This is a genomic window from Paraburkholderia sp. CNPSo 3281 (assembly GCF_024206515.1).
Classification (GTDB): domain Bacteria; phylum Pseudomonadota; class Gammaproteobacteria; order Burkholderiales; family Burkholderiaceae; genus Paraburkholderia; species Paraburkholderia nodosa.
This window is the reverse complement of sequence record NZ_JAMBPS010000001.1, coordinates 113,613-139,382: the sequence shown is the minus strand read 5'-3', so window position 1 is coordinate 139,382 and position 25,770 is coordinate 113,613. Positions and strand designations below refer to the sequence as shown.

The following is a 25,770-nucleotide window of genomic DNA, read 5'->3' as shown; positions in this document are numbered from 1 at the left end:
GCACGCGCGCGCGGCACTCCGGCGCCCGTCCGTCCAATGTTTTGCCTGTTTTGCCTGTTTGACCAACCACCGCACCCTGGCGATCAGGGGCCAATCGTTTTTTGTTCAGGTGTCTGGAGGAGATAAGCAATGAAATTCCGCGCGATCATGGGCGCCCTGTGCGCAGCAGGTCTGTTGGGTGGCGTCGCCACGGCGCAAGCGGCCGAGTCCCTTGAAGTGCTGCACTGGTGGACTTCGGGCGGCGAGTCGAAGGCCGTTGGCGTGCTCAAGGACGACATGACGAAGCAGGGCTATGTGTGGAAGGACTTCGCGGTCGCCGGTGGCGCGGGCGCGGCGGCCATGACCGCATTGAAGACCCAGGTGATCTCGGGCAACGCACCGACGGCCGCCCAGATCAAGGGTCCGCTGATTCAGGAATGGGCTGACCAGGGCGTGCTGGTGAACGTCGACTCCGTCGCCGGCGACTGGAAGGCCAATCTGCCGCCGCAGATCGACAAGATCATGCACGCCGAAGGCCACTACGTTGCAGCGCCGTTCTCGGTGCACCGCGTGAACTGGGTGTGGATCAACAAGGCAGCGCTCGACAAGGTAGGCGGCAAGCCGCCGACCACGTGGCCGGAATTCTTCGCGCTGGCCGACAAGATGAAGGCCGCAGGCATCCAGCCGGTCGCCGCCGGTGGCCAGCCGTGGCAGGACCTGACGCTGTGGGAAGACGTGGTCCTCTCGCAGGGCGCGGACTTCTACAAGAAGGCGCTCGTCGACCTCGACCAGAAGACCCTCACGTCGCAGCAGATGGTCGGCGTGTTCGACACGGTCCGCAAGATCGAGTCGTACATGGATAACGGCCGCACGGGCCGCGACTGGAACCTCGCCACGGCCATGGTCATCAACGGCAAGGCCGGCATGCAGTTCATGGGCGACTGGGCCAAGGGCGAGTTCGCGAACGCGAACAAGCAGCCGGATACGGACTATGTTTGCGCAGCGGTGCCGGGCACGGCGAAGGCCTACACTTTTAACGTCGACTCGTTCGTGTTCTTCCAGCAGAAGGGCCAGAAGGCTGCAACGCCTGGCCAGCTGGCGCTCGCGAAGACGATCATGAGCCCGGAATTCCAGGAGCAGTTCAGCCTGTACAAGGGTTCGATTCCGGTCCGTCTGGGCGTCGACATGAGCAAGTTCGACGCATGCGCAAAGAAGTCGTACGCGGATGAACAGACCGCGATCAAGGCCGGCGGCTATGTGCCGTCGCTCGCTCACGGGATGGCTCAGCCGGACGCCACGGCCGGTGCAATCACCGACGTCGTGACGAAGTTCATGAACTCGACCCAGGATTCGAAGAGCGCGGTGGAAGCGCTCGCGAAGGCTGCGAAGACGAAGTGAGCGTAGCAGGTTAGTGCTGTAAGACGGGGGGCGCCATACGTGGCGCGCCCCGGGCATGACGGTTCACCCTCTGAACCCCATCATCGTGCGAAAGCTGTTTTCGCACCGTACCAGGAGTTGCGCAGTGACTGCTTCTCTTAGCGGCAACGGCAAGGCGGCCACGCCTGCTACCCGCCGCGCGTCGCCCATGGCGGCGCTCGCAGACCGCTGGATCCCGAAGCTGGTGCTTTCGCCCAGCATTCTGATCAGCCTCGTATTCGTCTACGGCTTCATTCTCATTACCGGCTATCTGTCGCTCTCGACCTCGCGACTGATGCCGCGCTATGAATTCGCGGGTCTCGACCGCTATCGCGAGCTGTTCGCCAACGACGTCTGGTGGACGTCGGCGCAGAATCTCGGATGGTTCGGCATCCCGTTCATCGCCATTTGCGTGGCGCTCGGGCTGTTCCTCGCGATCCTGCTCGACCAGCAGATTCGTCAGGAAGGCGCGCTGCGCGCGGTGTTCCTCTATCCGATGGCGCTCTCGTACATTGTGACGGGCACCGCATGGCAGTGGATTTTCAATCCGGACCTCGGCATTCAGCAGGTGATGCACAGCATCGGCTGGACGAGCTTCCACATCGACTGGCTCAACGACCCGGACAAGGCCATTTTCTGTATCGTGGTCGCCGCTGTGTGGCAGTCGACGGGCTTTTGCATGGCGCTCTTCCTCGCCGGCCTGCGCGGTGTCGATAGCGAGATCTTCAAGGCTGCCCAGGTGGACGGCGCGACGCTGCCCACGATCTACCGCAAGATCGTGATTCCGAGCATGCGTCCGGTGTTCTTCTCCGTGCTGCTGATCCTGTGCCACATCACGATCAAGACGTTCGACCTCGTCGTCGCTTTGACGGCCGGTGGTCCGGGCACGTCGTCGTCGCTGCCGGCCATCTTCATGTACACGTTTTCGTTCAACCGCGGGCAACTCGGCGTCGGCGCAGCGTCGTCGATGATGATGCTTGCGACGGTGGTGGCCGTGCTCGTGCCGCTCATGTATCTGGAATCGAGGAGCACGCGCAATGCAGCCTAAGATGAACGTGAGCCGCGTGGTCATCTATGCGGCGCTAATCCTGTTCGCGGTGTACTTCCTGTTCCCGCTCTACGTGATGCTGTCGACGTCGTTCAAGTCGCTCGACCAGATTCACACGGGCACCATGCTCTCGCTGCCCACGAGCCCGACCTTCGCGCCGTGGATCAAGGCGTGGAGCGAAGCGTGTACCGGCGTGCGCTGTGACGGCATGCAGCCGTTCTTCATGAACTCGGTGAAGATGGTGATTCCGGCCGTGCTGATCTCGTCGATCATTGGCGCGTTCAACGGTTACGTGCTCACGCACTGGCGCTTTCGCGGCGCGGACGCGCTCTTCACGATGCTGCTGGTGGGCTGCTTCATTCCGTTCCAGGCCATCCTGCTGCCGATGGCGCGTCTCGAAGGCTTCCTCGGCCTGTCGAACACGATCGGCGGTCTGGTGCTGGTGCACGTCGTGTACGGCATTGCGTTCACCACGATGTTCTTCCGCAACTTCTACGTGAGCGTGCCCGCCGAACTCGTGAAGGCCGCGCGCATCGACGGCGCCGGTTTCTTCATGATCTTCACGCGCATCATGATGCCGATCTCGCTGCCCATCTTCATGGTGTGCCTGATCTGGCAATTCACGCAGATCTGGAATGACTTCCTGTTCGGTATCGTGTTCTCGGGCGTCGATTCGATGCCGATTACGGTGGCGCTGAACAATCTCGTGAACACGTCCACGGGCGTGAAGGAATACAACGTCGACATGGCCGGCGCGATCATCGCCGCGCTGCCCACGCTGCTCGTCTACGTGATCGCCGGCCGCTACTTCGTGCGCGGTCTCACGGCGGGCGCGGTGAAGGGTTAAACCCGCATTCGATTAAAAGGATTCATAGCATCATGGCAAGCCTTTCCATTCGCGACGTCTACAAGACCTACCCGAACGGCGTTCCCGTCCTCAAGGGCGTGAACATCGACATCGAAGACGGCCAGTTCCTGATTCTGGTCGGCGGCTCGGGTTGCGGTAAGTCGACGCTGCTCAACATGATCGCGGGTCTCGAAACCGTGACCAAGGGCGAGATTCAGATCGACGGCAAGACGGTCAATAACCTCTCGCCGAAGGATCGCGACATCGCGATGGTGTTCCAGTCGTACGCGCTTTACCCGTCGATGACGGTGCGCGAGAACATCTCGTTCGGCCTGAACATCCGCAAGGTGCCGAAGAACCAGCAGACGGAGATCGTCGGCCGCGTGTCGAAGCTGCTGCAGATCGAACACCTGCTCGACCGCAAGCCGGGCCAGCTGTCGGGCGGCCAGCGCCAGCGCGTGGCCATGGGTCGTGCGCTCGCACGCGATCCGGTCATGTTCCTGTTCGACGAGCCGCTCTCGAACCTCGACGCGAAGCTGCGTATCGAGATGCGCTCGGAAATCAAGCTGCTGCATCAGCGCGTGGGCACGACCATCGTCTACGTGACGCACGACCAGATCGAGGCGATGACGCTCGGCGACCGCATCGCGGTCATGAAGGACGGCATCGTGCAGCAGTTCGGCGCACCGCAGGAGATCTACGACTCGCCGTCGAACCTCTTCGTGGCGGGCTTCATCGGCGCGCCGCCGATGAACTTCATCAACGGCAAGCTGGTGGAGCAGGGCTCGGGCATCGGTATCGAACTCGACACGGGTGTGGCGCGCAACGTGCTGAACCTGCCGTTCGAAGCGAACAAGCTGCGCAGCCAGATCGGCCAGGAAGTGGTGCTGGGTCTGCGCCCGGAGCGCATCACCGACGCGCGCAGCTCGCACGACGGCCATGGCCACGAACTGCAGCGCCACTCGGTGAAGGTCGACGTGATCGAGCCGACCGGTCCGGACACGCTCGTGTTCGCGCAGGTCAACGGCAAGCGCATCGTGAGCCGCGTGCACCCGGGTGCGAACCCGCAGCCGCTCAATAACATGGAACTGCTGTTCGACGTTTCGAAGGCCGTGCTGTTCGATCCGAAGACGGAAGAGCGCCTCGCCTGATCGTCGTGCGCCGGTTTGCCCGGCGCGATAAAAAACCCCGTTCGCTGCGCAAGCAGCAACGGGGTTTTTTCATATCGACGACACGCCGATGACGGGTTCGGTCAGGGCAGGTGAGGATGATGCTGCCCGTGCCCGACCGGGTGCGGCTGCAACAGCACGAGCACGGCGCCCGCGCCGCCGTCGTGCGGCCGCGCCTGGCAGAACGCGATGACTTCTTCCTTCTGCACGAGCCATGCTCGCACCTTGCCCTTGAGCACCGGCTCCTTGCCGACGGAACCCAGGCCCTTGCCGTGGATCACGCGCACGCAGCGCAGCCCGCGCTTGCCTGCTTCACGGATGAAGTTCTGCAGCGCCTCGCGCGCTTCCTCGCGGCGCATGCCGTGCAGGTCGAGTTGCGCCTGCACGATCCATGTGCCGCGCCGCAGCTTCTTGACGACCTCATCGCTCACGCCGGGGCGGTGATAGTAGAGCGAATCGTCGGTGTCGAGCAGCGCTTCCGGGTCGAATTCGTCGGAGATCGCTTCGTGCAGCACGGCCTGCTCGTCGAGCTGCGTTTGCAGTGGCAGCGGCACCGGTGCTGCGCGACGCGCCTGCGCGCGCGCAGGCTGCTTGAGCGGCGCGACCTGCCCGATCTCGCGGCGAAAGAGGTCGCTGTCGGCGGCGGCTTCGACGCGCGTCGCCTGTGCGGCCACGCGTTCGCGCTCGCGCTGGCGGGTTTGCACCTTGAGCGCGTCGCGCAGGCTGCCGAGGCCGGCGAAGCCAGAAGCCGTCTTGCCGGACGCGGCTTCGTCCGCTGCGGGAGCAGGCGTGGGCGCGGGAGCCGGGCGAGCGGCGGCGGGGCGCCTCGGCTCGCCCGGGTGGGGCACGTTCTTGGGCATGACGAAAGACGCTGGGGGAATCCCGCTCGACCGGCTTAGCGGTCGGCTTCGGCGCTCATCACGTGCGCCTGGCCCAGTTCGTTGACGGTCTCGAGGTAGCGCTGCGCGTCGAGTGCGGCCATACAGCCCGTACCCGCGCTCGTGATCGCCTGGCGATAGACGTGATCCTGCACGTCGCCGGCCGCGAACACGCCCGGCACGCTCGTGCCGGTCGCGTTGCCGTTCAGGCCGCCGTTCGTGATGATGTAGCCGTTCTTCATCTCGAGCTGGCCTTCGAAGATGTCCGTGTTCGGCTTGTGGCCGATCGCGACGAACAGACCCTGCAGATCGAGGTCGGCGGTCTCTCCCGTCTTCACGTTCTTGATGCGCAGGCCGTTCACGCCGCCTTCGTTGCCCTTCACTTCGTCGAGCACGTGCTCCCACTTGATCTCGACCACGCCTTCCTTTTCTTTTTCCAGCAGGCGGTCGATCAGGATCGGTTCGGCGCGGAACTTGTCGCGGCGGTGAATGACCGTGACCTTCTTTGCGATGCCCGAGAGGTAGAGCGCTTCTTCAACGGCCGTGTTGCCGCCGCCGACCACGGCGACGTGCTGGTTGCGGTAGAAGAAGCCGTCGCAGGTCGCGCAGGCCGAGACGCCGCGGCCCATGTACAGCTCTTCGCTCGGCAGGCCGAGGTATTGCGCCGACGCGCCGGTCGCGATGACGAGCGAGTCGCAGGTGTACTCGCCGGAGTCGCCGATCAGGCGGATGGGCTTTTCGTTCAGCCTGGCCGTATGGATGTGATCGAACACGATTTCCGTGTTGAAGCGCTCGGCGTGCTCGAGGAAACGCTGCATCAGTTCGGGGCCTTGCACGCCGTTCGGGTCTGCGGGCCAGTTTTCGACGTCGGTCGTCGTCATGAGCTGGCCGCCCTGGGCGAGACCCGTGACGAGCAGCGGCGAAAGGTTCGCGCGCGCCGCATAGACGGCGGCCGTGTAGCCGGCGGGGCCGGAACCGAGAATCAGGACTTTGGCGTGTTTGGTTGCAGACATGATCGAATTCCGTAGAAAGACGCTGCGTGGCGCGTAAATTCGGGCGCCCGCCTTGGGGGTGACCGGTCGGGCCGCCCGGCGTTGCGGCGGGGCTCACGCATCTAGTTGGGCATCAGCCCGCAATTATAAAGGCGGGGGGCGCTCGCCGCTCGATGAAGCTTCCTCATCGGCGCGATAGCCTGGGCCTGGCGGGCGGCCCTTGCAGCGCGGGCTCGACGGGCGCGGCGCGGCCGGATGTCGCCCTGTGGCGCTTGCGCAGCGTTGTCAGTTACCGTCATTTACAGCGAGGGGGCGCCGGGGCCGAAACAACGCGTTTACAATAGGCCGGATCGGACGACGGCGGCCGCGCCCGTCTGCCCGGGGTTTCGGGCATTCGGGAGGACTGGCGGACCGCAAACGCATCAAGAATCAGCCCAGGATTCAATGGCCAAAGCTCCCTTTTCCGCGCAGGCGCAGGCATTGCCTCACCGCATGTCGCGCCTTTTCACCGAAATTCGCTGGATCCTGCAGGTCGCGCTAGGCGTGTTCCTGCTGATGGCGCTCATCAGCTACAGCCGCCACGACCCGAGCTGGACGCACGCAGCCCAGGTCGACCACATCTCGAACTGGGCGGGGCGCGTCGGCGCGCGCGTCTCGGACATCCTGCTGCTGCTGTTCGGCCTGTCCGCCTATTGGTGGATCGTGCTGCTCGGGCGCCTCATCTCGGCGAACTACCAGCGCATTACGCGCCACGAAGCGATCGCCGACGATGACGACGACAAGCCGCGCGACATCAGCTGGGTCGCCGAAGCCTTGTCGTTCGTGCTCGTCATGCTGTCGAGCTGCGGCATCGAAGCGCTGCGCATGTGGTCGCTCAAGGTGCAACTGCCCCAGACGCCCGGCGGCGTGGTGGGCGGCGCGGTGGCGCGCGGCGTTTCGCACGCGCTCGGCTTCACGGGCGGCACGCTTGCGCTCCTGCTCGCGCTCGCGATCGGTCTTTCGCTTTATTTCCGCTTCTCGTGGCTCTCGGTCGCCGAACGGGTCGGCGAATACATCATCAACGCCGTCACCATGGCGAGGCTGCGCCGCGAGGCGGGCCGCGACCGCAAGCTCGGCGAAGCGGCGGCCGTGAAGCGCGAAGGCAAGGTCGAGCGCGGCCGCGTGAAGATCGAGGAACACGAGCCGGTCACGATCGTGCCGCCGGTGGTCACGCCGCAGCGCTCCGAGCGCGTGGAAAAAGAGCGCCAGGTGCCGCTCTTCAAGGACCTGCCGGGCGACTCCACGCTGCCGGCGATCTCGCTGCTCGACCCGGCGTCGGCCACCCAGGAAACCATCTCCGACGACACGCTCGAATTCACCTCGCGCCTGATCGAGAAGAAGCTCAAGGACTTCGGCGTGGACGTGGCCGTGGTGGCCGCGTATCCGGGTCCGGTCGTCACGCGTTACGAGATCGAGCCGGCCACGGGCGTGAAGGGCAGCCAGATCGTGAACCTCGCGAAGGACCTCGCGCGTTCGCTCTCGCTCGTCTCGATCCGCGTGGTGGAAACGATTCCGGGCAAGAATTTCATGGCGCTGGAGTTGCCGAACCAGCGCCGCCAGACCGTGCGTCTTTCGGAAATCCTCGGCTCGGCGGTTTATGCCGACGCGCCTTCGGCGCTCACCATGGGTCTTGGCAAGGACATCGGCGGCAAGCCGGTGTGCGCCGATCTCGCGAAGATGCCCCACCTGCTCGTGGCCGGCACGACCGGCTCGGGCAAGTCGGTGGGGATCAACGCGATGATCCTGTCGCTGCTCTACAAGGCGAGCGCCGAACAGGTCCGCATGATCCTGATCGACCCGAAGATGCTCGAAATGAGCGTCTACGAGGGCATTCCGCATCTGCTCTGCCCGGTCGTGACCGACATGCGCCAGGCCGGCAACGCGCTGAACTGGACCGTGGCCGAGATGGAGCGCCGCTACAAGCTCATGAGCAAGCTGGGCGTGCGCAATCTCGCGGGCTACAACAACAAGATCGAAGAGGCGAACAAGCGCGAGGAGAAGATTCCGAACCCGTTCAGCCTCACGCCGGACGATCCGGAACCGTGCCAGAAGCTGCCGCATATCGTGGTCGTGATCGACGAACTCGCCGACCTCATGATGGTGGTCGGCAAGAAGGTCGAAGAGCTGATCGCGCGTATCGCCCAGAAGGCGCGCGCCGCCGGCATCCATCTGATTCTCGCGACGCAGCGGCCTTCGGTGGACGTCATCACCGGCCTCATCAAGGCCAACGTGCCGACGCGTATGGCGTTCCAGGTCTCCTCGAAAATCGACTCGCGCACGATTCTCGACCAGATGGGCGCCGAGTCGCTGCTCGGCATGGGCGACATGCTCTACCTGCCGCCGGGCTCGGGTCTGCCCGTGCGCGTGCACGGCGCGTTCGTCGCCGACGACGAGGTACACCGCGTCGTCGAGAAGCTCAAGGAGCAGGGCGAGCCGAACTATATCGAGGGCATTCTCGAAGGCGCGGTGGGCGGCGAGGGCGACGAGGGCACGGCTGCGGGAACCAGCGGCACCGGCGACGAGTCCGATCCGCTGTACGACCAGGCCGTCGAAGTGGTCATCAAGAATCGCCGCGCGTCGATTTCGCTCGTGCAGCGGCACTTGCGCATCGGCTACAACCGCGCGGCGCGGCTGCTCGAACAGATGGAGCAGTCCGGGCTCGTTTCGGCGATGTCGTCGAGCGGCAACCGCGAGATCCTCGTGCCTAATCGCGGCGACGCCGAATAAGCCACGCCAGGCCGCCGCGCGCTTTGGCAACGGCCTGGCAACGGCTCCGCCAATCCGACGGCCAAAGACACACCTCTTGGAGAACGATAGATGCAGTATCCGGCTGGACTTCCGACCCGCTTTGCGCGCACCGCGCGCCGCGCGCTCTTCGTCGCGCTCGCGTCGGTCCTGATGGTCTCGCAGGCGTATGCGAGCGGCACCGAGCAACTGAAGCAGTTCGTCTCGCAGGTGCACTCCGCGCGTGGCAGCTTCGTTCAGCGCGAACTCAAGGCGCCCTCGGGCGCGAAGAACGCCAGCGACGCCATTGCCACGGCCACGATGAACGCCAAGACCTCGAGCGGCACGTTTGTGTTCGCGCGGCCCGGCAAGTTCATCTGGTCGTATGAGAAGCCGTATCAGCAACTGCTGCAGTCGGACGGCGACAACCTCTACGTCTACGACAAGGACCTGAACCAGGTGACGGAGCGCAAGCTCGGCGGCGCGCTCGGCGCGAGCCCGGCGGCGATCCTGTTCGGCAGCAACGATCTCGACAAGAACTTCACGCTCTCCGACGCGGGCGTGAAGAACGGCATCGACTGGCTGGAGCTGATTCCGAAGTCGAAGGACACGCAGTTCAAGAGCGTGGGCATCGGCTTTCGTGACGGCAACCTCGAAGCCATGGAACTGCACGACGTGTTCGGCAACGTGACGCTGCTCACGTTCTCCAACATCGAGAAGAACCCGTCGCTGCCGGCTTCGACCTTCAAGTTCGTACGGCCGCAGGGCGCCGATCTGATCACCGGCGGCTCGAACTAAAGCCGTTCACCTCGCGCTCCGCGTAAGAACGGGCGGCTCCTTGCGGGCCGCCCGTTTTTCTTTGTGCGCAGTGGCGTCTCAGGCCGTAAAGCGGATCACGCCGTCCGCGCCGGTCGCGCGCGTGACCTTGCCTTCGAGCCACAGCAGGTTCAGGTGCGCGAGCGCCTCGCCAATCGCGAAGGTCATCTGGTGGATGTCGAGCTCGCGCTTGAACATCATCGGCACGATGTCGGCGGCGCTTTGCGGCGCTCGCCCGCACGCTTCGATGACTTCGGCAAGACGCGCGTCATGATGCGCGCGCAGCTGCGCGATGCGCGTGCGCACGCCGCGAAACGGCTTGCCGTGCGAGGGCAGCACAAGGGTGTTCTCGGGCAACGTTTCGTAGCGGCCGAGCGATTCCAGGTAGAGGCCGAGCGGATTGCCTTCCGGCTCCATGTCGAAGACGGAGACGTTGGTCGAGATGCGCGGCAGCACCATGTCGCCGGAGATCAGCACGCCGGTTACTTCGCAGAACAGCGCGCAATGCTCGGGCGAGTGGCCGTAGCCCGTGATGACGCGCCAGTCGCGCCCGCCGATCGCCACCGTATCGGCTTCGCGCAGGCGGCGGTACTGCGTGGGCAGCGCGGGCACGAGGCTGCCGTAATAGCCGCGGCGGTTGCGCAGCTTGTCGAGCGAAACTTCGTCCGTGAGCCCGTGGCGCGCGAAATGGCGCGCGGCGCCTTCGCCGCCCGCGTTCGAGCCGTCGCCGGCCGCCATCACGCGGGCCTGCATGTATTCGCCGAGCGTGGTCCACAGGCGCACGTCCCAGCGCGCTTTGTCCCCGCCCGCGCAAATCCAGTGCGCAAGGCCGATATGGTCGGGGTGGCAATGCGTGACGAGCACGCGCAGCACCGGCAGGCCTTCCAGCTGGTTCTCGAACACGGCTTCCCAGCGGGCCTTGATGGTGTCGTTGGTGATGCCGCAGTCCACCACGGTCCAGCCTTGCTGGCCGTCGATCTCGTCGCGCAGCAGCCAGAGGTTGATGTGGTCGAGCGCGAACGGCAGCGGCATGCGCAGCCATTTCACGCCGGGCGCGACATCGAAGGCGAGGCCGGGTTCCGGCAGGGTGTCGGCGTAGGGATAGTCGAGCTGGTGTTCGAGGGCATTCATTGGGGGTGTCTTCTCCTGTGTCTCATGCATTGTCGTCGCCGGTTGCGCAACTGCGTACTTGACGATAACGTAAACGTCGATTCTATCTTTCCTCGCGCTGTCGTGCAGACAACGCCGGGCCAGCCGCTCTTCGCACACCATGACGACCCAGTACACGATTACCGAACTCGCCCGGGAATTCGACGTAACACCGCGCGCGATCCGCTTCTACGAGGACCAGGGCCTGCTGGCGCCGAGCCGCGAAGGCGCGGGTGGCTTGAAGCGCGTATTTTCGGGGCGCGATCGCACGCGACTGAAGCTGACGCTGCGCGGCAAGCGCCTTGGCTTCACGCTCTCGGAAATCCGCACGCTGCTCGACCTCTACGAGTCGCCGACCGACACGCTCCCGCAGCTCCAGGCCTTCCTCGACACGGTGATGCATCACCGGGAGATACTCGAGCGCCAGCGCGCGGACCTCGACGCGACGCTCGAAGACCTCGCGCAGTACGAGGCCCAGGCGCGCGCGCTGCTCGACAGGAATGCGGCGCACGAAAGCGCGACGCACGGAAGCGACGCTCCCGCCGCCGCTCGCGCGAAACCCTGACGCTCGTGCAACGGGCATGGCCGCCATGAAACACTTCCCGAAACTGCTCTCTTCGCAGATCGGCTTCGATGTCGCGCAGACCATGCTCGACGGCTTCAACCGTCACTACCACAACTTCTGCGACGCGGCGGCGAGGGCGCGGACGTTCTTCGAGGCAGCCGACTGGCGCGCCCTGCAGCAGCTCGCGCGCGAGCGCATCGCCTCCTATGACGATCGCGTGAAGGAGTGCGTGGTCGCGCTCGAAGACGAATACGGCGCCGAGAGCATCGACGACGAAGTCTGGCAGCAGATCAAGCTGCACTACATCGGCCTGCTCACGACGCACCGGCAGCCCGAATGCGCGGAGACGTTCTTCAACTCCGTGTGCTGCAAGATCCTGCATCGCTCGTACTTCAACAACGATTTCATCTTCGTGCGGCCCGCCATCTCGACCGAATACATCGAGAACGACGAGCCCGCCGCGAAGCCCACTTACCGCGCTTACTATCCGGGCAAGGACGGTCTCGCCGCGACGCTCGAGCGCATCGTCACGAACTTCCAGCTGGAGACGCCGTTCGAGGATCTCGGGCGCGACGTCGACTGCATCATGCAGTCGATGCTCGACACCTTCGGTGTGGTCGAGCCCAAGCCGAATTTCCAGATTCACGTGCTGTCGTCGCTGTTTTTCCGGCATAAGGGCGCGTATATCGTCGGGCGCATCATCAACGGCGATCTGCTCGCGCCGTTCGTCGTGCCGATCCGTCATGTGGAGGCGGGCAAGCTGGCACTGGACACGGTGCTGCTGCGTACGGAGCAGCTGCTCGTCCTCTTCAGCTTCTCGCACTCGTATTTTCTGGTGGACATGGAAGTGCCGTCCGCCTACGTCGAGTTTCTGCGCACCATCATGCCGCGCAAGGCCAAGGGCGAAATCTACACGTCGCTCGGCTTGCAGAAGCAGGGCAAGAACCTGTTCTATCGCGACTTGCTGCACCACCTCTCGCATTCGAGCGACCGGTTCATTGTCGCGCCCGGCATACGCGGCATGGTGATGATCGTGTTCACGCTGCCTTCGTATCCGTACGTGTTCAAGGTCATCAAGGACAGCTTTCCTGCGCCGAAAGAGACCACGCGCGAGCAGGTCGAAGCGAAGTATCAGCTCGTGAAGCGCCACGACCGGCTTGGGCGCCTTGCCGACACGCTCGAATATTCGAGCGTGGCGCTGCCCGTCGCGAGGCTCGACGAAGCGCTCGTGCGCGAGCTGGAAACGCTTGCGCCCTCGATGCTCGAGTACGAGGGCGATAACCTCGTGATCCGTCACGTCTACATCGAGCGGCGCATGGTGCCGCTCAATCTCTATCTGCAGAACGGCAGCGACGCCGAAGTCGAGCATGGCATCCGCGAATACGGCAACGCGATCAAGGATCTGCTGCGCGCGAACATCTTTCCGGGCGACATGCTCTACAAGAATTTCGGCGTGACGCGCAACGGCCGCGTGGTGTTCTACGACTACGACGAGATCGAATATCTCACCGATTGCAACGTGCGTGCCGTGCCGCCGCCGCGTAATGAGGAAGACGAACTATCGGGCGAGCCATGGTACGCAGTCGGCCCGCGCGACATCTTTCCGGAGACGTACGGCACGTTTCTGCTCGGCGATCCGCGCGTGAAGCGCGCATTTCTCGCCCATCACGCGGACTTCTTCGAGCCCGGGCTCTGGCAGGAGAGTCGCGCGAGGCTTATTGCGGGCGAAGTGCCGGACTGCTTTCCCTACGACGCATCGATTCGTTTTAGCGTGTGTTACCCCGAACGTTTCGCGCGTGAAGACGCGCCGGCCGTGCGCGTTGCCTGAGCGCGCGGCCATCAGGTTGGAACGGAATCAAGCGGATTCAAACGGGTTCATCAAGGAGCACAAACATGAGTGAGACGCAAAAGCAGGACGCCATCGTGATCGTTGCGGTGGCGCGCACGCCGGTGGCGGGTTTTCAGGGTGATTTCGCGGCGCTCACCGCGCCGCAGCTTGGCGCGGCCGCGATCGCGGCGGCCGTCGAGCGAGCGGGGTTGAAGCCCGAACAGATCGACGAGGTCGTGATGGGCTGCGTGCTGCCCGCGGGGCAGGGCCAGGCGCCCGCGCGCCAGGCGGCGCTCGGCGCGGGGCTGCCGCTCGCAGCGGGTGCCACGACCGTCAACAAGATGTGCGGCTCCGGCATGCGCGCGGCGATGTTCGCGCACGACATGCTGCTGGCGGGCTCCGCCGACGTGATCGTCGCGGGCGGCATGGAGAGCATGTCGAACGCGCCTTATCTGCTGCCGAAGGCGCGCGCCGGCATGCGCATGGGTCACGGACAGGTGCTCGACCACATGTTCCTCGACGGCCTCGAAGACGCCTATGACAAGGGCCGCTTGATGGGCACGTTCGCGGAAGAATGCGCGGGCGAGTACGACTTCTCGCGCGAGCGTCAGGACGCGTTCGCGATCGAGTCGCTCAAGCGTGCGAAGCGCGCCAACGAGGATGGCTCGTTCGAATGGGAGATCGCGCCGGTGAAGGTGGCCTCGCGCGCGGGCGAAACGACCATCGCGCGCGACGAGCAGCCGTTCAAGGCCAATCTCGACAAAATTCCGACGCTCAAGCCCGCGTTCAGCAAAACCGGCACGGTGACGGCAGCGAATTCGTCGTCGATTTCGGACGGCGCGGCGGCGCTCGTGATGATGCGCGAATCGACGGCGAAGCAGCTCGGCCTCAACCCGCTAGCACGCGTGACGGGCCATTCCACCTTTGCGCAGCAACCCGCGAAGTTCACGACGGCCCCGGTGGGCGCGATCCGCAAGCTGTTCGAGAAGACCGGCTGGACGGCGAGCGACGTCGATCTCTACGAAATCAACGAGGCCTTTGCCGTGGTCACGATGGCCGCGATGAAGGAGCACGATCTGCCGCACGAGAAGGTCAACGTGAACGGCGGCGCGTGTGCGCTCGGTCACCCGATCGGCGCTTCGGGCGCGCGCATTCTCGTGACGCTGATCGGCGCGTTGCGCGCACGCGGCGGCAAACGCGGCGTGGCGACGCTGTGCATCGGCGGCGGAGAAGCCACGGCGATGGGCGTCGAACTGCTGTAGGCTAGCGCCAGAAGAAGCGCGCCGCTTTGCAAAGCGGGGAGGCGGCGCGCTGCAGCGGTTTCAATGCACAGACAAGCAAGGTGACGAGATGAAAACAGCGTTGATCGTGGGCGCGTCGCGGGGCCTGGGTCTCGAGTTCGCGCGGCAGTATGCGAAGGCCGGCTGGCGCGTGCTGGCCACGGCGCGCGGGCCCGAAGCGCTCGAAGCCTTGCGCGCAATCGGCGCGCAGACCTTCCAGCTCGACATCGCGCGGCCGGACGAGATTGCTGCGCTCGGCTGGAAGCTCGACGGCGAGCGGCTCGACGTGGCGCTCGTTGTCTCCGGCGTCTACGGCCCGCGCACCGAGGGCGTGGAGACCATCACGGCCGAAGACTTCGAATACGTGATGAACACCAACGTGCGCGGCCCGATGCAACTGATCCCCATCCTGTTGCCGCTCGTCGACGCCGCCCACGGCGTGCTCGGTGTGCTGTCGAGCCGCATGGGCAGCATTGCGGAGACCACGGGCACGACGGGCTGGCTCTATCGCGCGAGCAAGGCCGCGCTCAACGATGTGCTGAAGATCACCTCACTGCAAACGCGCCGTGCCACCTGCGTCGCGCTGCACCCGGGCTGGGTGCGCACCGACATGGGCGGCGCACACGCGGCAATCGACCCCGCGGCGAGCGTCGCCGGCATGCGCGAGGTGGTGGCCGAGGCGGCCGCCGCGCGCGACGTCTTCAACGGCCGCTTCTTCCAGTATGACGGCACCGAGCTCGACTGGTAAAGCACCGCCCGTCTGCGCTACGCTTGCGGCCTCTCGCAACGGAGCCCTGACCCATGAACGCTGAAACCGCGCACACTGCACGGCCCGCCGATTGCCCCTGCGGCGGTGTAGCGCCGAACCAGAAAGCGCTCGCCAGGGCGCCGCGTTACGCGCAGTGCTGCGGCCGCTTCATCGACGGCGCGGCGGTGCCCGCCACGGCGCTCGAGCTGATGCGCTCGCGCTACACGGCCTACGTGCTGGGCGAGGAGGCGTATCTGCGCGCGACGTGGGCGCCCGAAACCTGTCCCGCCGATCTCGACGTCGATCCCGCTGCCGAAGGCGCGCCGCGCTGGCTCGGTCTTGCCGTGAAGCGCCACGAACAACGCGATGACGCGCACGCGACCGTCGAATTCGTCGCGCGCTACAAAACGGGCGGCCGCGCATTCCGGCTCCACGAAACGAGCCGCTTCACGCGCGGCGATGACGGCCGCTGGCGTTATGTTGATGGCGACGTTTCGTCTGGTTAATGAATCACTGACCACCGCCGAAAATTGCCACAGCGGATTCCCGCCCCGGTCCGCTCATGGCGCCGGAAATAACGCCTTTGCAAACAAGCGCTTACTGAACAATCGCGTGGCTGTTGCCCGCGCGCGACGCTTGCCACCCGGACCTCTTTAAAAATTCGCACGTTCGCTGCGAAGCGAACGCCGTGCGGGCGCCACGCCAAATGGGGGCTGCGGGCCGTTGGCATGCCTTATGCCGGGTTACCCCTGAATTGCACAACAAATATTTGTCGTGCGAGTATTTAATCACGGTGCCCGGCACGATACGTAAGTGCATAGTGAAAAAGCTTTTTCGCATGTGCATGTATCGACTGCAAACGGGTGCTGGCGGCGGGTCTGATTGACGATAGAACTGCGCCGCGCAGGTGTTCCGATCGATGTCATTCCCCGTTACGGGTCACACCTTCGCTCCTGCCTTCGCGGCCAGGCGCAGCGGTGTCTCGTTGTGCCCTGAAAGGGCTGAAGCATGGGTAATGATCGGACGGTTGTCAGGTTCACAGCAGCATGTCTTTGCAGGTGGGTGTAGCGCATGGCGTTCAGGAAGCTCCTTACCGGATGGGTCGTAGCCGGCACCGCGTGTGTGCTTTCGGTTGCTCACGCAGCGTCGCTTTCCGATCCGGCAACTGCGAGCGCGAACCCGCAACTCGCCGCCAATGCCACGGCCACGCATTCCGCCAACGCTCCCCAATCCAGCCTCGCAGGCGGTCCCCTCGGTAGCGCCAACGTCCCGCGTATTGCGCTCGACGACGCGTATCTGCCCGTCGTGCCCGCGAGCATGAACGAGCAGGTGATCCGCGTTCCGGTGGATGCATCCGGCGACGTCACGCTCGAAACCACGGTTTACCGCCCGAACGGCCCCGGCCCGTTCCCGATGGTGATCTTCAACCACGGCAAGATTCCCGGCGACCCGCACCTCCAGGCTCGCAGCGACCCGCTCTCGTTCGCGCGCGAATTCGTCCGCCGTGGCTATGTCGTCGTCGCGCCGAACCGCCAGGGCTTCGCGGATTCGGGCGGCTCGTATCAGCAGGACGGTTGCGATGTCGCGAGCAACGGCCTCGGCCAGGCGGCCGATGTTGCTTCGACCATCGCGTACATGTCGAAGCAATCCTATGTCGACGCGACCCAGATTATCGTTGCAGGCACCTCGCACGGCGGCCTGGCCACGATGGCTTATGGCACCGAGGCGGCCAACGGCGTGCGGGCGCTCATCAACTTCTCGGGCGGCCTGCGCCAGGACGCCTGCACGGGCTGGCAGAACAACCTGACCCAGGCGTTCGGCGGCTACGGCGGCAAGGCCCGCGTGGCCTCGCTCTGGCTCTACGGCGACAACGACTCGGTCTGGTCGCCCGATCTCGTCGCGAAAATGTTCGCCGCTTACCGCGAAGCGCAAACGGGTGAGGATCGCCCGGCCGCAATGGCGAAGCTCGTGGACTTCGGCGCGTACAAGAACGACGCACATCGCCTCGTGGGCGATCGCGACGGCGTGAAGATCTGGTGGCCCACGGTCGAGGCGTTCCTTGCCAACCGCGGCCTGCCGACGGCGGTCCAGTATCGCGTGGCCACGTCGGTCGCGCCTCGCGGCACCGGCTTCGCGCAGATCGACTCGGTCGGCGCGGTGCCTTTCGTCGATCAGGCGGGCCGTGACGGTTATCGCAACTTCCTCAAGCAGTATCCGAGCCGCGCCTTCGCGGTGTCCGACTCCGGCGCATGGTCGTGGGCCGAAGGCGGCGACAATCCGATGGCCGTGGCGATCTCGAACTGTGAAAAGCACAGCGCCGATCCATGCCGTCTCTATGCCGTCAACAACACGGTGGTCTGGAACAACGGCGGCACGCAGACCGCACAGACCGGCGACAGCGACACGACGCACGCCACGGCGGACAACAACGCCGAGGACAGCGACCACCCGCTGGCGAGCCGGTAAGGTGCGTTGCCTGGCGACTGCCTGGCTCAAACTCTCCAGCTAAACTGAAGCTTGCGGCCCCTAAGCGGGCCGCTTTGCTTTTGCGCGGGCCGCTTTGTTTTCTGGTCCCGCCGGCCGTTACCTCGCACGCAACCCGTTGTGCCGCCCCCTATCGTCTGACTTTCGCGCGCCGGCGCGCTCACCACGCGTCGCCAAAATAATCCGCCGCGCCGCCTCGCGTTCTGCAATTTCGCACCGGCGCACAGATTTTTTTGCATAAGGCAGGTTCACTTTGCCGTCGTCATCTCCGCGCATTTCTGGTCTTTCTTTTCCATCGGTCCGGAGTTGTACTGAACGGCTCGAAACGCCGCGCCGCCGTGCGTTAGAGGGCGATTTTCGGGGTAGTGCATTGCGGCAGCTAACACGTTAATCTCGGTCCCGCTGTCGTATCGGGAGTCGTATTTGAATTCGCTATCGAACCCTGCGCACCCTGCGCACCTTGCCCGCGAAGATCGCGCCGCGACCGACTGGGTCGCTCGCAGCCTGCGAGCCGTGTGGCACCCCTGCACCCAGATGAAACATCACGAGCGCCTGCCGCTCGTGGCGGTCGCGCGGGGCGTTGGCCCGTGGCTGCACGACCGCGAGGGCCGCCGTTATCTGGATGCGATCAGTTCGTGGTGGGTGAACCTCTTCGGCCACGCCAATCCTTCGATCAATGCCGCGCTCAAGGCGCAGCTCGACACGCTCGAGCACGTCATGCTCGCGGGCTGCACGCACGAGCCCGCCGTGGAGCTCGCCGAGCGGCTTTCGGCGCGCACGGGCGGCGTGCTCGGTCACGCGTTCTTCGCTTCCGATGGCGCGTCGGCCGTCGAAATCGCGCTCAAGATGAGCTTTCATGCGTGGCGCAACCGCGGCGAGAGCGGCAAGCGCGAATTCGTCTGCGTGGCCAACAGCTATCACGGCGAGACCATCGGCGCGCTCGGCGTGACCGATGTGAAGCTCTTCAGGGATGCTTACGATCCGCTGCTGCATCACGCGCATGTGGTCGCTTCGCCCGACGCGCGCGCGGCGCAACCCGGCGAAACGGCGGCGGATGTCGCGGCCCGCGCGCTGGCCGATGTCGAGCGTCTTTTCATCGAGCGCGAAGGGCGTATCGCCGCGCTGATCGTCGAGCCCCTCGTGCAGTGCGCCGCCGGCATGGCCATGCACGATCCCGCGTATCTCAAGGGCCTGCGCGATCTGTGCGACCGCCATCGCGTGCACCTGATCGCCGATGAAATCGCCGTGGGATGTGGGCGCACCGGCACGTTCTTCGCGTGCGAGCAGGCGGGCATCTGGCCCGATCTGCTCACGCTTTCGAAGGGCATTAGCGGCGGTTATCTGCCGCTTTCGATCGTGCTGTCGCGCGACGCGGTCTACGAGTCGTTCTACGACGACGACACGACGCGCGGCTTCCTCCATTCGCATTCGTACACAGGCAATCCGCTCGCGTGCCGTGCGGCGCTCGCCACGCTCGACTTGTTCGAGCGCGATGACGTGCTGGTTGCGAACGCGCGCAAATCGGCGCAATTGCGGGAATGGTTCGATCCGTTCGCCGCGCATCCGCTCGTGCGCAACCTGCGCCAGTGCGGCACGATTTTCGCGTTCGACGTAGCGCTCGAAGACTCGCAGCGCGCGGCGACGTTTTCGCGCCGCTTCTTCGAAAACGCACTGCAGCGCGAACTGCTGCTGCGCCCGATCGGCACGACGGTCTACGTCATGCCGCCGTATATTCTGGACAACGAATTGCAGGCGTTCCTCGCTACACGCACGCGCGAGACTTTCGACGCCACCGTCGCGGAGGACCTCTGACATGGCATTGCTCGATACCCTCGAACAGGGCTTGCGCGACATCGACGCGCGCGGCTTGCGCCGCCGCCGCCGCACCGCCGACACGCCTTGCAGCGCCCACATGCAGGTGGATGGCCGCGCGACCATCGGCTTTGCCAGCAACGACTATCTCGGTCTTGCCGCACACCCGCAACTGGTCGCGGCCATCGCAGAAGGCGCGCAGCGTTACGGCGCGGGCAGCGGCGGCTCGCATCTGCTCGGGGGCCACTCGCGCGCGCACGCACAGCTCGAAGACGATCTCGCGGCATTCGCGGGCACCTTCGTCGATGCGCCGCGCGCACTGTACTTCAGCACCGGCTACATGGCGAACCTGGCCGTGCTCACCGTGCTCGCGGGGCGCGGCACGACGATCTTTTCCGATGCGCTCAACCACGCCTCGCTGATCGACGGCGCGCGGCTCTCGCGCGCCGACATTCAGATCTATCCGCATGCCGACACGGCGGCGCTCGCCGCGATGCTCGAAGCCTCCGACGCGAGCACAAAAGTGATCGTGAGCGACACGGTGTTCAGCATGGACGGCGATGTCGCGCCGCTCGCCCGTCTCGTCGAACTCGCGGAAACGCATGGCGCGTGGCTCGTGGTCGACGACGCGCACGGCTTCGGCGTCCTTGGCCCGCAGGGCCGCGGCGCGCTTGCGCAAGCCGCGCTGCGCTCGGAGCATCTCGTGATGGTCGGCACACTCGGGAAGGCGGCGGGTGTGTCGGGCGCGTTCATTTGCGCGCATGGCACCGTGATCGAATGGCTCGTGCAGCGTGCGCGTCCGTACATCTTCACCACGGCTTCGTCGCCGGCGGTAGCGCATGCCGTGTCCGCGAGCCTGCGTTTGATCGAAGGCGAGGAGGGCGATGCGCGCCGCGCACATCTCAAGCATCTGATCGCGCGCACGCGTGCGCTGCTCAATGAGACCTGCTGGCAGCCCGTCGATTCGCATACCGCCGTGCAGCCGCTCGTCATCGGCGCGAACGAGGCGACGCTCGCGCTGCAGGCCGCGCTGGAGCGCGACGGCCTGTGGGTGCCCGCCATTCGTCCGCCCACCGTGCCCGAGGGCACGTCGCGCCTGCGCATTTCGCTCTCCGCTGCGCATTCGGATGCCGACCTCGACCGGCTGAACGCCTCGCTGCAGCGCGCGAGCCTGGATGCACGCACAAACGCGCAGGAGTTGGCGCAATGACGGTTTCGCTTTTCGTGACCGGCACCGACACCGAGATCGGCAAGACTTTCGTGAGCGCGGCGCTCCTGCGCGGCTTCGCCCACGCGGGGCTGCGCGCCACGGCGCTCAAGCCGATCGCCGCGGGCGCTTACGAGCGCGACGGCGTCTGGCACAACGAGGACGCCGATCAGCTCGACGCGGCCGCGAGTGTGCTGTTGCCGCCCGAGATCCGCACGCCGTTTCTGCTCAAGGAGCCCGCCGCGCCGCACATTGCTGCCGCGCTCGAAGGCGTGACGCTCGACATGGCGCGCATCGTCGATTGCTACGAGGCTGCGTGCGAGCGCGCGGATGCCATCGTCGTGGAAGGCGTGGGCGGTTTTCGCGTGCCCCTCACGGCGACCGAAGACACCGCCGATCTCGCCGTCGCGCTCGGTCTGCCTGTCGTGCTCGTGGTGGGCATGCGCCTCGGCTGCATCAGCCACGCGCTGCTCACGGCCGATGCGATTGCCGGGCGCGGATTGAAGCTCGCGGGCTGGGTTGCCAACCGTATCGACCCAGCCATGACGTTCCCCGAAGAAAACATCGCCGCGCTGCGCGAGCGCCTCGCCGCCCAGTACGGTGCGCCGCTCGTCGGCGTCGTGCCGCACATGCGCGATGCGAGCGCCGACGCCGCCGCCGGACATCTGAACATCGACGCGTTGCTCGCGCGCCTGCGCGCCGACGCTTAATGCACACTCAAGCACAGCTAGCACAGTCACGTAAAGAAGGACCACGACACCATGACGCAAACCCACATCGACATCACCTCGCTGAAGGCCACCGCGCCGAGCGCCCAGGCTGCAGCCGAAGCCGCCGCGCGCTGGAAAGTCGCCGACGTCGCCGCGCTCTACGAGCTGCCGTTCAACGACCTGATGTTCCGCGCGCAGCAGGTGCATCGCGAGCATTTCGACGCGAACGCCGTGCAGCTTTCCACGCTCCTCTCGATCAAGACCGGCGGCTGCGAGGAAGACTGCGCGTACTGCCCGCAATCGGCGCATCACGACACGGAACTGGAAGCCGGCAAGCTGATGGAAGTCGACGCCGTGCTGGACGCGGCGCGCGCGGCCAAGGCCAACGGCGCGACGCGCTTTTGCATGGGCGCGGCGTGGCGCAGTCCGAAGGATCGCCACCTCGAGCCGATCAAGGACATGATCCGCGGCGTCAAGGCGATGGGTCTGGAAACCTGCGTGACGCTCGGCATGCTCGAAGATCATCAGGCGAAGGCGCTGGCCGACGCGGGCCTCGACTACTACAACCATAACCTCGATACGTCGCCGGAGTTCTACGGCAAGATCATTTCGACGCGCACCTACGAGGATCGCCTCGAGACGCTCGAACGCGTGCGCGACGCGGGCATCAACGTGTGCTGCGGCGGCATCGTCGGCATGGGCGAGTCGCGCCGCGAGCGCGCAGGCCTGATCGCCCAGCTCGCGAACATGGAGCCGTATCCGGAGTCGGTGCCCATCAACAATCTCGTGCAGGTCACGGGCACGCCGCTCGAAGGCACCGAACCGATCGACCCGTTCGAATTCGTGCGTACAATCGCCGTGGCGCGCATCACGATGCCCAAGGCGATGGTGCGTCTCTCGGCGGGCCGCGAGCAGATGGACGACGCGCTCCAGGCACTGTGCTTCATGGCGGGTGCGAACTCGATTTTCTACGGCGACCAGCTGCTCACCACGAGCAACCCGCAGGCGGAGGCCGACCGCAGGCTGCTGCAGCGTCTGGGCATCACGGCGCAGGCCGCGCAGCATCTGCCCGCCGACGACCACGCGCATCACGCACATCACGGTCATTCGCACGGCGGCTGCGGCCACTGCGAGTGACGTTTCGCACGTCGCCAGAAGCAAAAACGCCAGGCGGCGAAGCCTGGCGTTTTTTATTGCGCAGTGGAAATACGGCGCGTTACGCGTAAGCCGCGCGCCGGCGCCCGGCCAGCACGAGATAGCACAGCGCGCCGATCACGAGCGAAGGCAGCGTCGCGCCGAGGTTCGGCAGCCACTGGTTGAGCGCCTGATATGCGCCGAAACCGACCAACCACGCGACGAACGCGCTCACGTGCCAGCCGCCCGAATAGCCGTAGACGCCGTTCAGATCGGCGAGCGCCTGCGTGTCGATATGGCGGCGGCGCACGATGAAGTGATCGGCGAGCACCACGCCAAAGAGCGGCGCGAACACCGAGCCGATGAAGAGCAGGAAGTTCTCGTACTTCGCCATCGGCACGACGAGGCCGATCAGCGTGCACAGGGCGCCGAACGCCGCCGAGAGCCAGGGCACGCTGGCGCGCGTCCAGAACGTGCCGGTCGAGACCGCGGCCGAGTGGATATCGGCGAAGGCGTTGTCGATTTCGTCGATCAGCACGAGCAGCAGCGCGAAGCCGCCGCCGGCCTGCGCGAGTGCCGTGGTGAGGAGCGCGTCGCCGCCGCCCGCAGCGAGGCCGTAGATGGCGCCGAGCGCATAGAACCACAGGTTCGCGATGCCGTAGCCGAACAGCGTGCCGCGGAAGGTTTCCCCCGCCTTGCGGCCGAACCGCGTGTAGTCGGCGATGAGCGGCAGCCACGAGAGCGGCATCGCCACCACGAGGTCGATGGCGCTGCCAAACGGCATTTCGCCCGTGCCGGGGCGGCGCATCAGCGCGCCCAGGTCCTGCTTCAGGAGCAGGCTCCACGTGAGCCAGGCCGCGCCGGCGAGCAGCAGCCAGATGCCCCAGGTGCGCAGGAAGCGCCGCACGAACGAGAGCGGGCCGCTCACGGCCAGCAGCGTGGCGAGCACGCCGAAGATCACGGTCCAGACGAGCGGCATCGACAGGCCGAAGGCTTGCCTGGCGAGTGCATCGGCGGAATCGCGCATCACGATGATCTCGAACGAGCCCCAGCCCACGAGCTGCACCATGTTGATGACGGCCGGCACCGACACGCCGCGAATGCCGAGCGTCGGGCGCAGCGAAGACATGGCGGCGAGGCCCGTGTCCGTGCCGATCACGCCCGCGAGCGCGAGCAGCACGACGCCGATCACGCTGCCGATGGCGATGGCCATGAGCGCGTGGGGCAGCGAGAGGCCCGGCACGAGCAGCGCGCCCGCCTGCGCAACGAGCAGGCCGATGCCGAGCGAAAACCACAGCGCGAAGGCGTCGCCGGTGCGGAACTGACGGCGCGCGTCGGGCACGGGCACGTTCGGTGCGTAGGTGGAGCCGGCCTCGCCGGCGTGCGAATCTTGAGTCATGTGGAACGCTTTCCTCTGTTTTGTCTGTTTTGTCTGTTTTGTCCGGGCGCGTCAGCTCGAGCGGCTCTGCCCGCGCTTCGCGCCGCGGCGCACGCTGTCATAATGCACGACTGCATCCGGTGCGGCGGGCCGTTTTGTGGTGTCCGGCGCTATGTCCCCGAATCTGCCACGAACGCGCGGCCAGCCGGAAAGCCGTCATTATCGCGAAAACGTCATGTTTGAAGAAACCCGTGCCAACGTCCCGCTCGCCGAACGGCTGCGCCCGCGCTCCATCGACGAGGTCATCGGCCAGAAGCATCTGCTCGGGCCCAACAAGCCGCTGCGCGTCGCGTTCGAATCCGGCGAAGCGCATTCGATGATTCTGTGGGGGCCGCCGGGCGTGGGCAAGACCACGCTCGCGCGCCTCATGGCCGATGCCTTTCACGCCGAATTCATCGCGCTCTCGGCGGTGCTCTCAGGTGTGAAGGACATCCGCGAGGCCGTGGAGCAGGCGCAGCTGCATCGCGCGCATGGCCACCAGACGCTCGTGTTCGTCGACGAGGTCCATCGCTTCAACAAGAGCCAGCAAGACGCCTTCTTGCCGCATGTGGAGTCGGGCCTCTTTGTGTTCGTCGGCGCGACGACGGAAAACCCGTCGTTCGAGGTCAACAGCGCATTGCTTTCTCGCGCCGCCGTGTATGTGCTCAAGAGCCTCGACGAGGAAGAGCAGGGCGAACTGCTCGAGCGCGCGAGCGCGGAGCTGGGCGGCCTGACCTTCACGGACGAAGCAAAAAAGGCGTTGATCGGTTCGGCCGACGGCGACGGGCGCAAGCTCCTGAACAACCTCGAAATCGTCGCGCGCGCGGCCGCCCAGCAGAAGAAGACCGGGATCGACGGCGAACTGCTCGGCAGCGCGCTGGCGGAAAACCTGCGCCGCTTCGACAAGGGCGGCGACGCGTTCTACGACCAGATCAGCGCGCTGCACAAGTCGGTGCGCGGCAGCAACCCGGACGGCGCGCTCTACTGGTTCTGCCGCATGCTCGACGGCGGCGCGGACCCGCGTTATCTCGCGCGGCGCATCGTGCGCATGGCATGGGAGGACATCGGCCTCGCCGATCCGCGCGCCGGGCGCATCACGCTCGACGCCGCCGAGACCTACGAGCGCCTCGGTTCGCCAGAAGGCGAACTCGCGCTCGCGCAGGCCGTGATCTATCTGGCCGTCGCGCCGAAGTCGAACGCGGGCTACAACGCCTATAACGAGGCGCGGCGCTTCGTGAGCAAGGACCAGTCGCGCGCGGTGCCGATCCATCTGCGCAACGCGCCGACCAAGCTGATGAAGGAGCTGGGCTACGGCCACGAATACCGCTACGCGCACGACGAACCCGACGCCTACGCGGCCGGCGAGACCTATCTGCCCGACGGCATGCGCGAGCCTCGCTGGTATCAGCCCACGCCGCGCGGGCTCGAAGGCAAGATCGGCGAAAAGCTCGCGCGCCTGGCCGACCTCGACGCGCAATGGCGCGATGAGCACCGCGATGAACTCCGCGAGCGAAAGCGCAAGGGCTGA

21 protein-coding genes are annotated in these 25,770 nt (G+C 65.6%); 17 read left to right on the top strand and 4 right to left on the bottom strand.

Annotation, left to right across the window (positions count from 1 at the left end):
• Window positions 1-129: 129 nt before the first annotated feature.
• The 4 genes from M3I56_RS00660 (at window position 130) to M3I56_RS00645 (ending at window position 4,441) form a co-directional block, all read left to right on the top strand.
• Window positions 130-1,377 (top strand): ABC transporter substrate-binding protein, encoded by a 1,248-nt coding sequence (locus tag M3I56_RS00660; RefSeq protein ID WP_254352044.1) that lies wholly within the window; start codon window positions 130-132, stop codon window positions 1,375-1,377.
• A gap of 124 nt (window positions 1,378-1,501) precedes the next feature.
• The gene (locus tag M3I56_RS00655) at window positions 1,502-2,443 is read left to right on the top strand and encodes a carbohydrate ABC transporter permease (protein WP_254316044.1); all 942 of its coding nucleotides are present in this window, start codon (window positions 1,502-1,504) and stop codon (window positions 2,441-2,443) included.
• Window positions 2,433-3,290: a carbohydrate ABC transporter permease gene (locus M3I56_RS00650; RefSeq protein WP_254352043.1), complete on the top strand. Its 858-nt coding sequence runs from the start codon at window positions 2,433-2,435 to the stop codon at window positions 3,288-3,290. Before M3I56_RS00655 ends, M3I56_RS00650 begins: the two co-directional genes overlap by 11 nt.
• Window positions 3,291-3,322: 32 nt before the next feature.
• A complete protein-coding gene (locus M3I56_RS00645) occupies window positions 3,323-4,441 on the top strand; it encodes an ABC transporter ATP-binding protein (protein ID WP_254352042.1) in 1,119 nt (372 codons plus the stop codon).
• Between the two features lie 101 nt (window positions 4,442-4,542).
• On the opposite strand, the gene M3I56_RS00640 is transcribed toward M3I56_RS00645, so the two are convergent.
• Both M3I56_RS00640 and trxB read right to left on the bottom strand, forming a co-directional pair.
• Window positions 4,543-5,319 carry a Smr/MutS family protein gene (locus M3I56_RS00640; RefSeq protein WP_254352041.1) on the bottom strand — a complete coding sequence of 259 codons (777 nt, stop codon included), beginning with the start codon at window positions 5,317-5,319 and terminating at the stop codon, window positions 4,543-4,545.
• 35 nt (window positions 5,320-5,354) lie between these two features.
• Window positions 5,355-6,350, bottom strand: coding sequence for a thioredoxin-disulfide reductase (trxB, locus tag M3I56_RS00635; protein ID WP_254352040.1), 996 nt, complete (start codon window positions 6,348-6,350; stop codon window positions 5,355-5,357).
• A gap of 423 nt (window positions 6,351-6,773) precedes the next feature.
• Between trxB and M3I56_RS00630 the strand changes: the two genes are divergently transcribed.
• A complete protein-coding gene (locus tag M3I56_RS00630; protein ID WP_028205199.1) occupies window positions 6,774-9,095 on the top strand; it encodes a DNA translocase FtsK in 2,322 nt (773 codons plus the stop codon).
• A gap of 90 nt (window positions 9,096-9,185) precedes the next feature.
• Complete coding sequence (lolA, locus tag M3I56_RS00625) at window positions 9,186-9,890, top strand: outer membrane lipoprotein chaperone LolA (protein WP_254352039.1); 705 nt, start codon at window positions 9,186-9,188, stop codon at window positions 9,888-9,890.
• Window positions 9,891-9,968: 78 nt separating this feature from the next.
• Here the strand turns inward: lolA and M3I56_RS00620 are convergent, their stop codons facing one another.
• The gene (locus M3I56_RS00620) at window positions 9,969-11,039 is read right to left on the bottom strand and encodes an MBL fold metallo-hydrolase (protein ID WP_254352038.1); all 1,071 of its coding nucleotides are present in this window, start codon (window positions 11,037-11,039) and stop codon (window positions 9,969-9,971) included.
• 139 nt (window positions 11,040-11,178) lie between these two features.
• Here M3I56_RS00620 and M3I56_RS00615 point away from each other — a divergent pair, with 139 nt between their 5' ends.
• From M3I56_RS00615 to bioB, 10 genes are all read left to right on the top strand, one after another.
• Complete coding sequence (locus M3I56_RS00615) at window positions 11,179-11,622, top strand: MerR family DNA-binding transcriptional regulator (protein WP_254352037.1); 444 nt, start codon at window positions 11,179-11,181, stop codon at window positions 11,620-11,622.
• A 25-nt stretch (window positions 11,623-11,647) separates the two neighbouring features.
• A complete protein-coding gene (gene aceK, locus M3I56_RS00610; protein WP_254352336.1) occupies window positions 11,648-13,450 on the top strand; it encodes a bifunctional isocitrate dehydrogenase kinase/phosphatase in 1,803 nt (600 codons plus the stop codon).
• Window positions 13,451-13,515: 65 nt separating this feature from the next.
• The gene (locus tag M3I56_RS00605; RefSeq protein WP_254352036.1) at window positions 13,516-14,712 is read left to right on the top strand and encodes an acetyl-CoA C-acetyltransferase; all 1,197 of its coding nucleotides are present in this window, start codon (window positions 13,516-13,518) and stop codon (window positions 14,710-14,712) included.
• Between the two features lie 88 nt (window positions 14,713-14,800).
• Window positions 14,801-15,478, top strand: coding sequence for an SDR family oxidoreductase (locus tag M3I56_RS00600; RefSeq protein WP_254352035.1), 678 nt, complete (start codon window positions 14,801-14,803; stop codon window positions 15,476-15,478).
• Window positions 15,479-15,531: 53 nt separating this feature from the next.
• Entirely contained in the window at window positions 15,532-15,984 is a 453-nt protein-coding gene (locus M3I56_RS00595) for a YchJ family protein (protein WP_254352034.1), read from the top strand.
• 565 nt (window positions 15,985-16,549) lie between these two features.
• The gene (locus tag M3I56_RS00590) at window positions 16,550-17,944 is read left to right on the top strand and encodes a dienelactone hydrolase family protein (RefSeq protein WP_254352033.1); all 1,395 of its coding nucleotides are present in this window, start codon (window positions 16,550-16,552) and stop codon (window positions 17,942-17,944) included.
• Window positions 17,945-18,385: 441 nt separating this feature from the next.
• A complete protein-coding gene (gene bioA / locus M3I56_RS00585) occupies window positions 18,386-19,774 on the top strand; it encodes an adenosylmethionine--8-amino-7-oxononanoate transaminase (RefSeq protein WP_302056623.1) in 1,389 nt (462 codons plus the stop codon).
• A 1-nt stretch (window position 19,775) separates the two neighbouring features.
• Window positions 19,776-20,984, top strand: a complete 1,209-nt coding sequence (bioF, locus tag M3I56_RS00580) for an 8-amino-7-oxononanoate synthase (protein WP_254352032.1) — start codon at window positions 19,776-19,778, stop codon at window positions 20,982-20,984.
• Window positions 20,981-21,691: a dethiobiotin synthase gene (gene bioD / locus M3I56_RS00575; protein ID WP_254352031.1), complete on the top strand. Its 711-nt coding sequence runs from the start codon at window positions 20,981-20,983 to the stop codon at window positions 21,689-21,691. The genes bioF and bioD overlap by 4 nt, the downstream gene beginning before the upstream one ends.
• 51 nt (window positions 21,692-21,742) lie before the next feature.
• A complete protein-coding gene (gene bioB / locus M3I56_RS00570) occupies window positions 21,743-22,828 on the top strand; it encodes a biotin synthase BioB (protein ID WP_254352030.1) in 1,086 nt (361 codons plus the stop codon).
• A gap of 79 nt (window positions 22,829-22,907) precedes the next feature.
• On the opposite strand, the gene cytX is transcribed toward bioB, so the two are convergent.
• Window positions 22,908-24,224: a putative hydroxymethylpyrimidine transporter CytX gene (gene cytX, locus M3I56_RS00565; RefSeq protein ID WP_254352029.1), complete on the bottom strand. Its 1,317-nt coding sequence runs from the start codon at window positions 24,222-24,224 to the stop codon at window positions 22,908-22,910.
• Between the two features lie 214 nt (window positions 24,225-24,438).
• Here cytX and M3I56_RS00560 point away from each other — a divergent pair, with 214 nt between their 5' ends.
• Window positions 24,439-25,770, top strand: coding sequence for a replication-associated recombination protein A (locus M3I56_RS00560; RefSeq protein WP_254352028.1), 1,332 nt, complete (start codon window positions 24,439-24,441; stop codon window positions 25,768-25,770).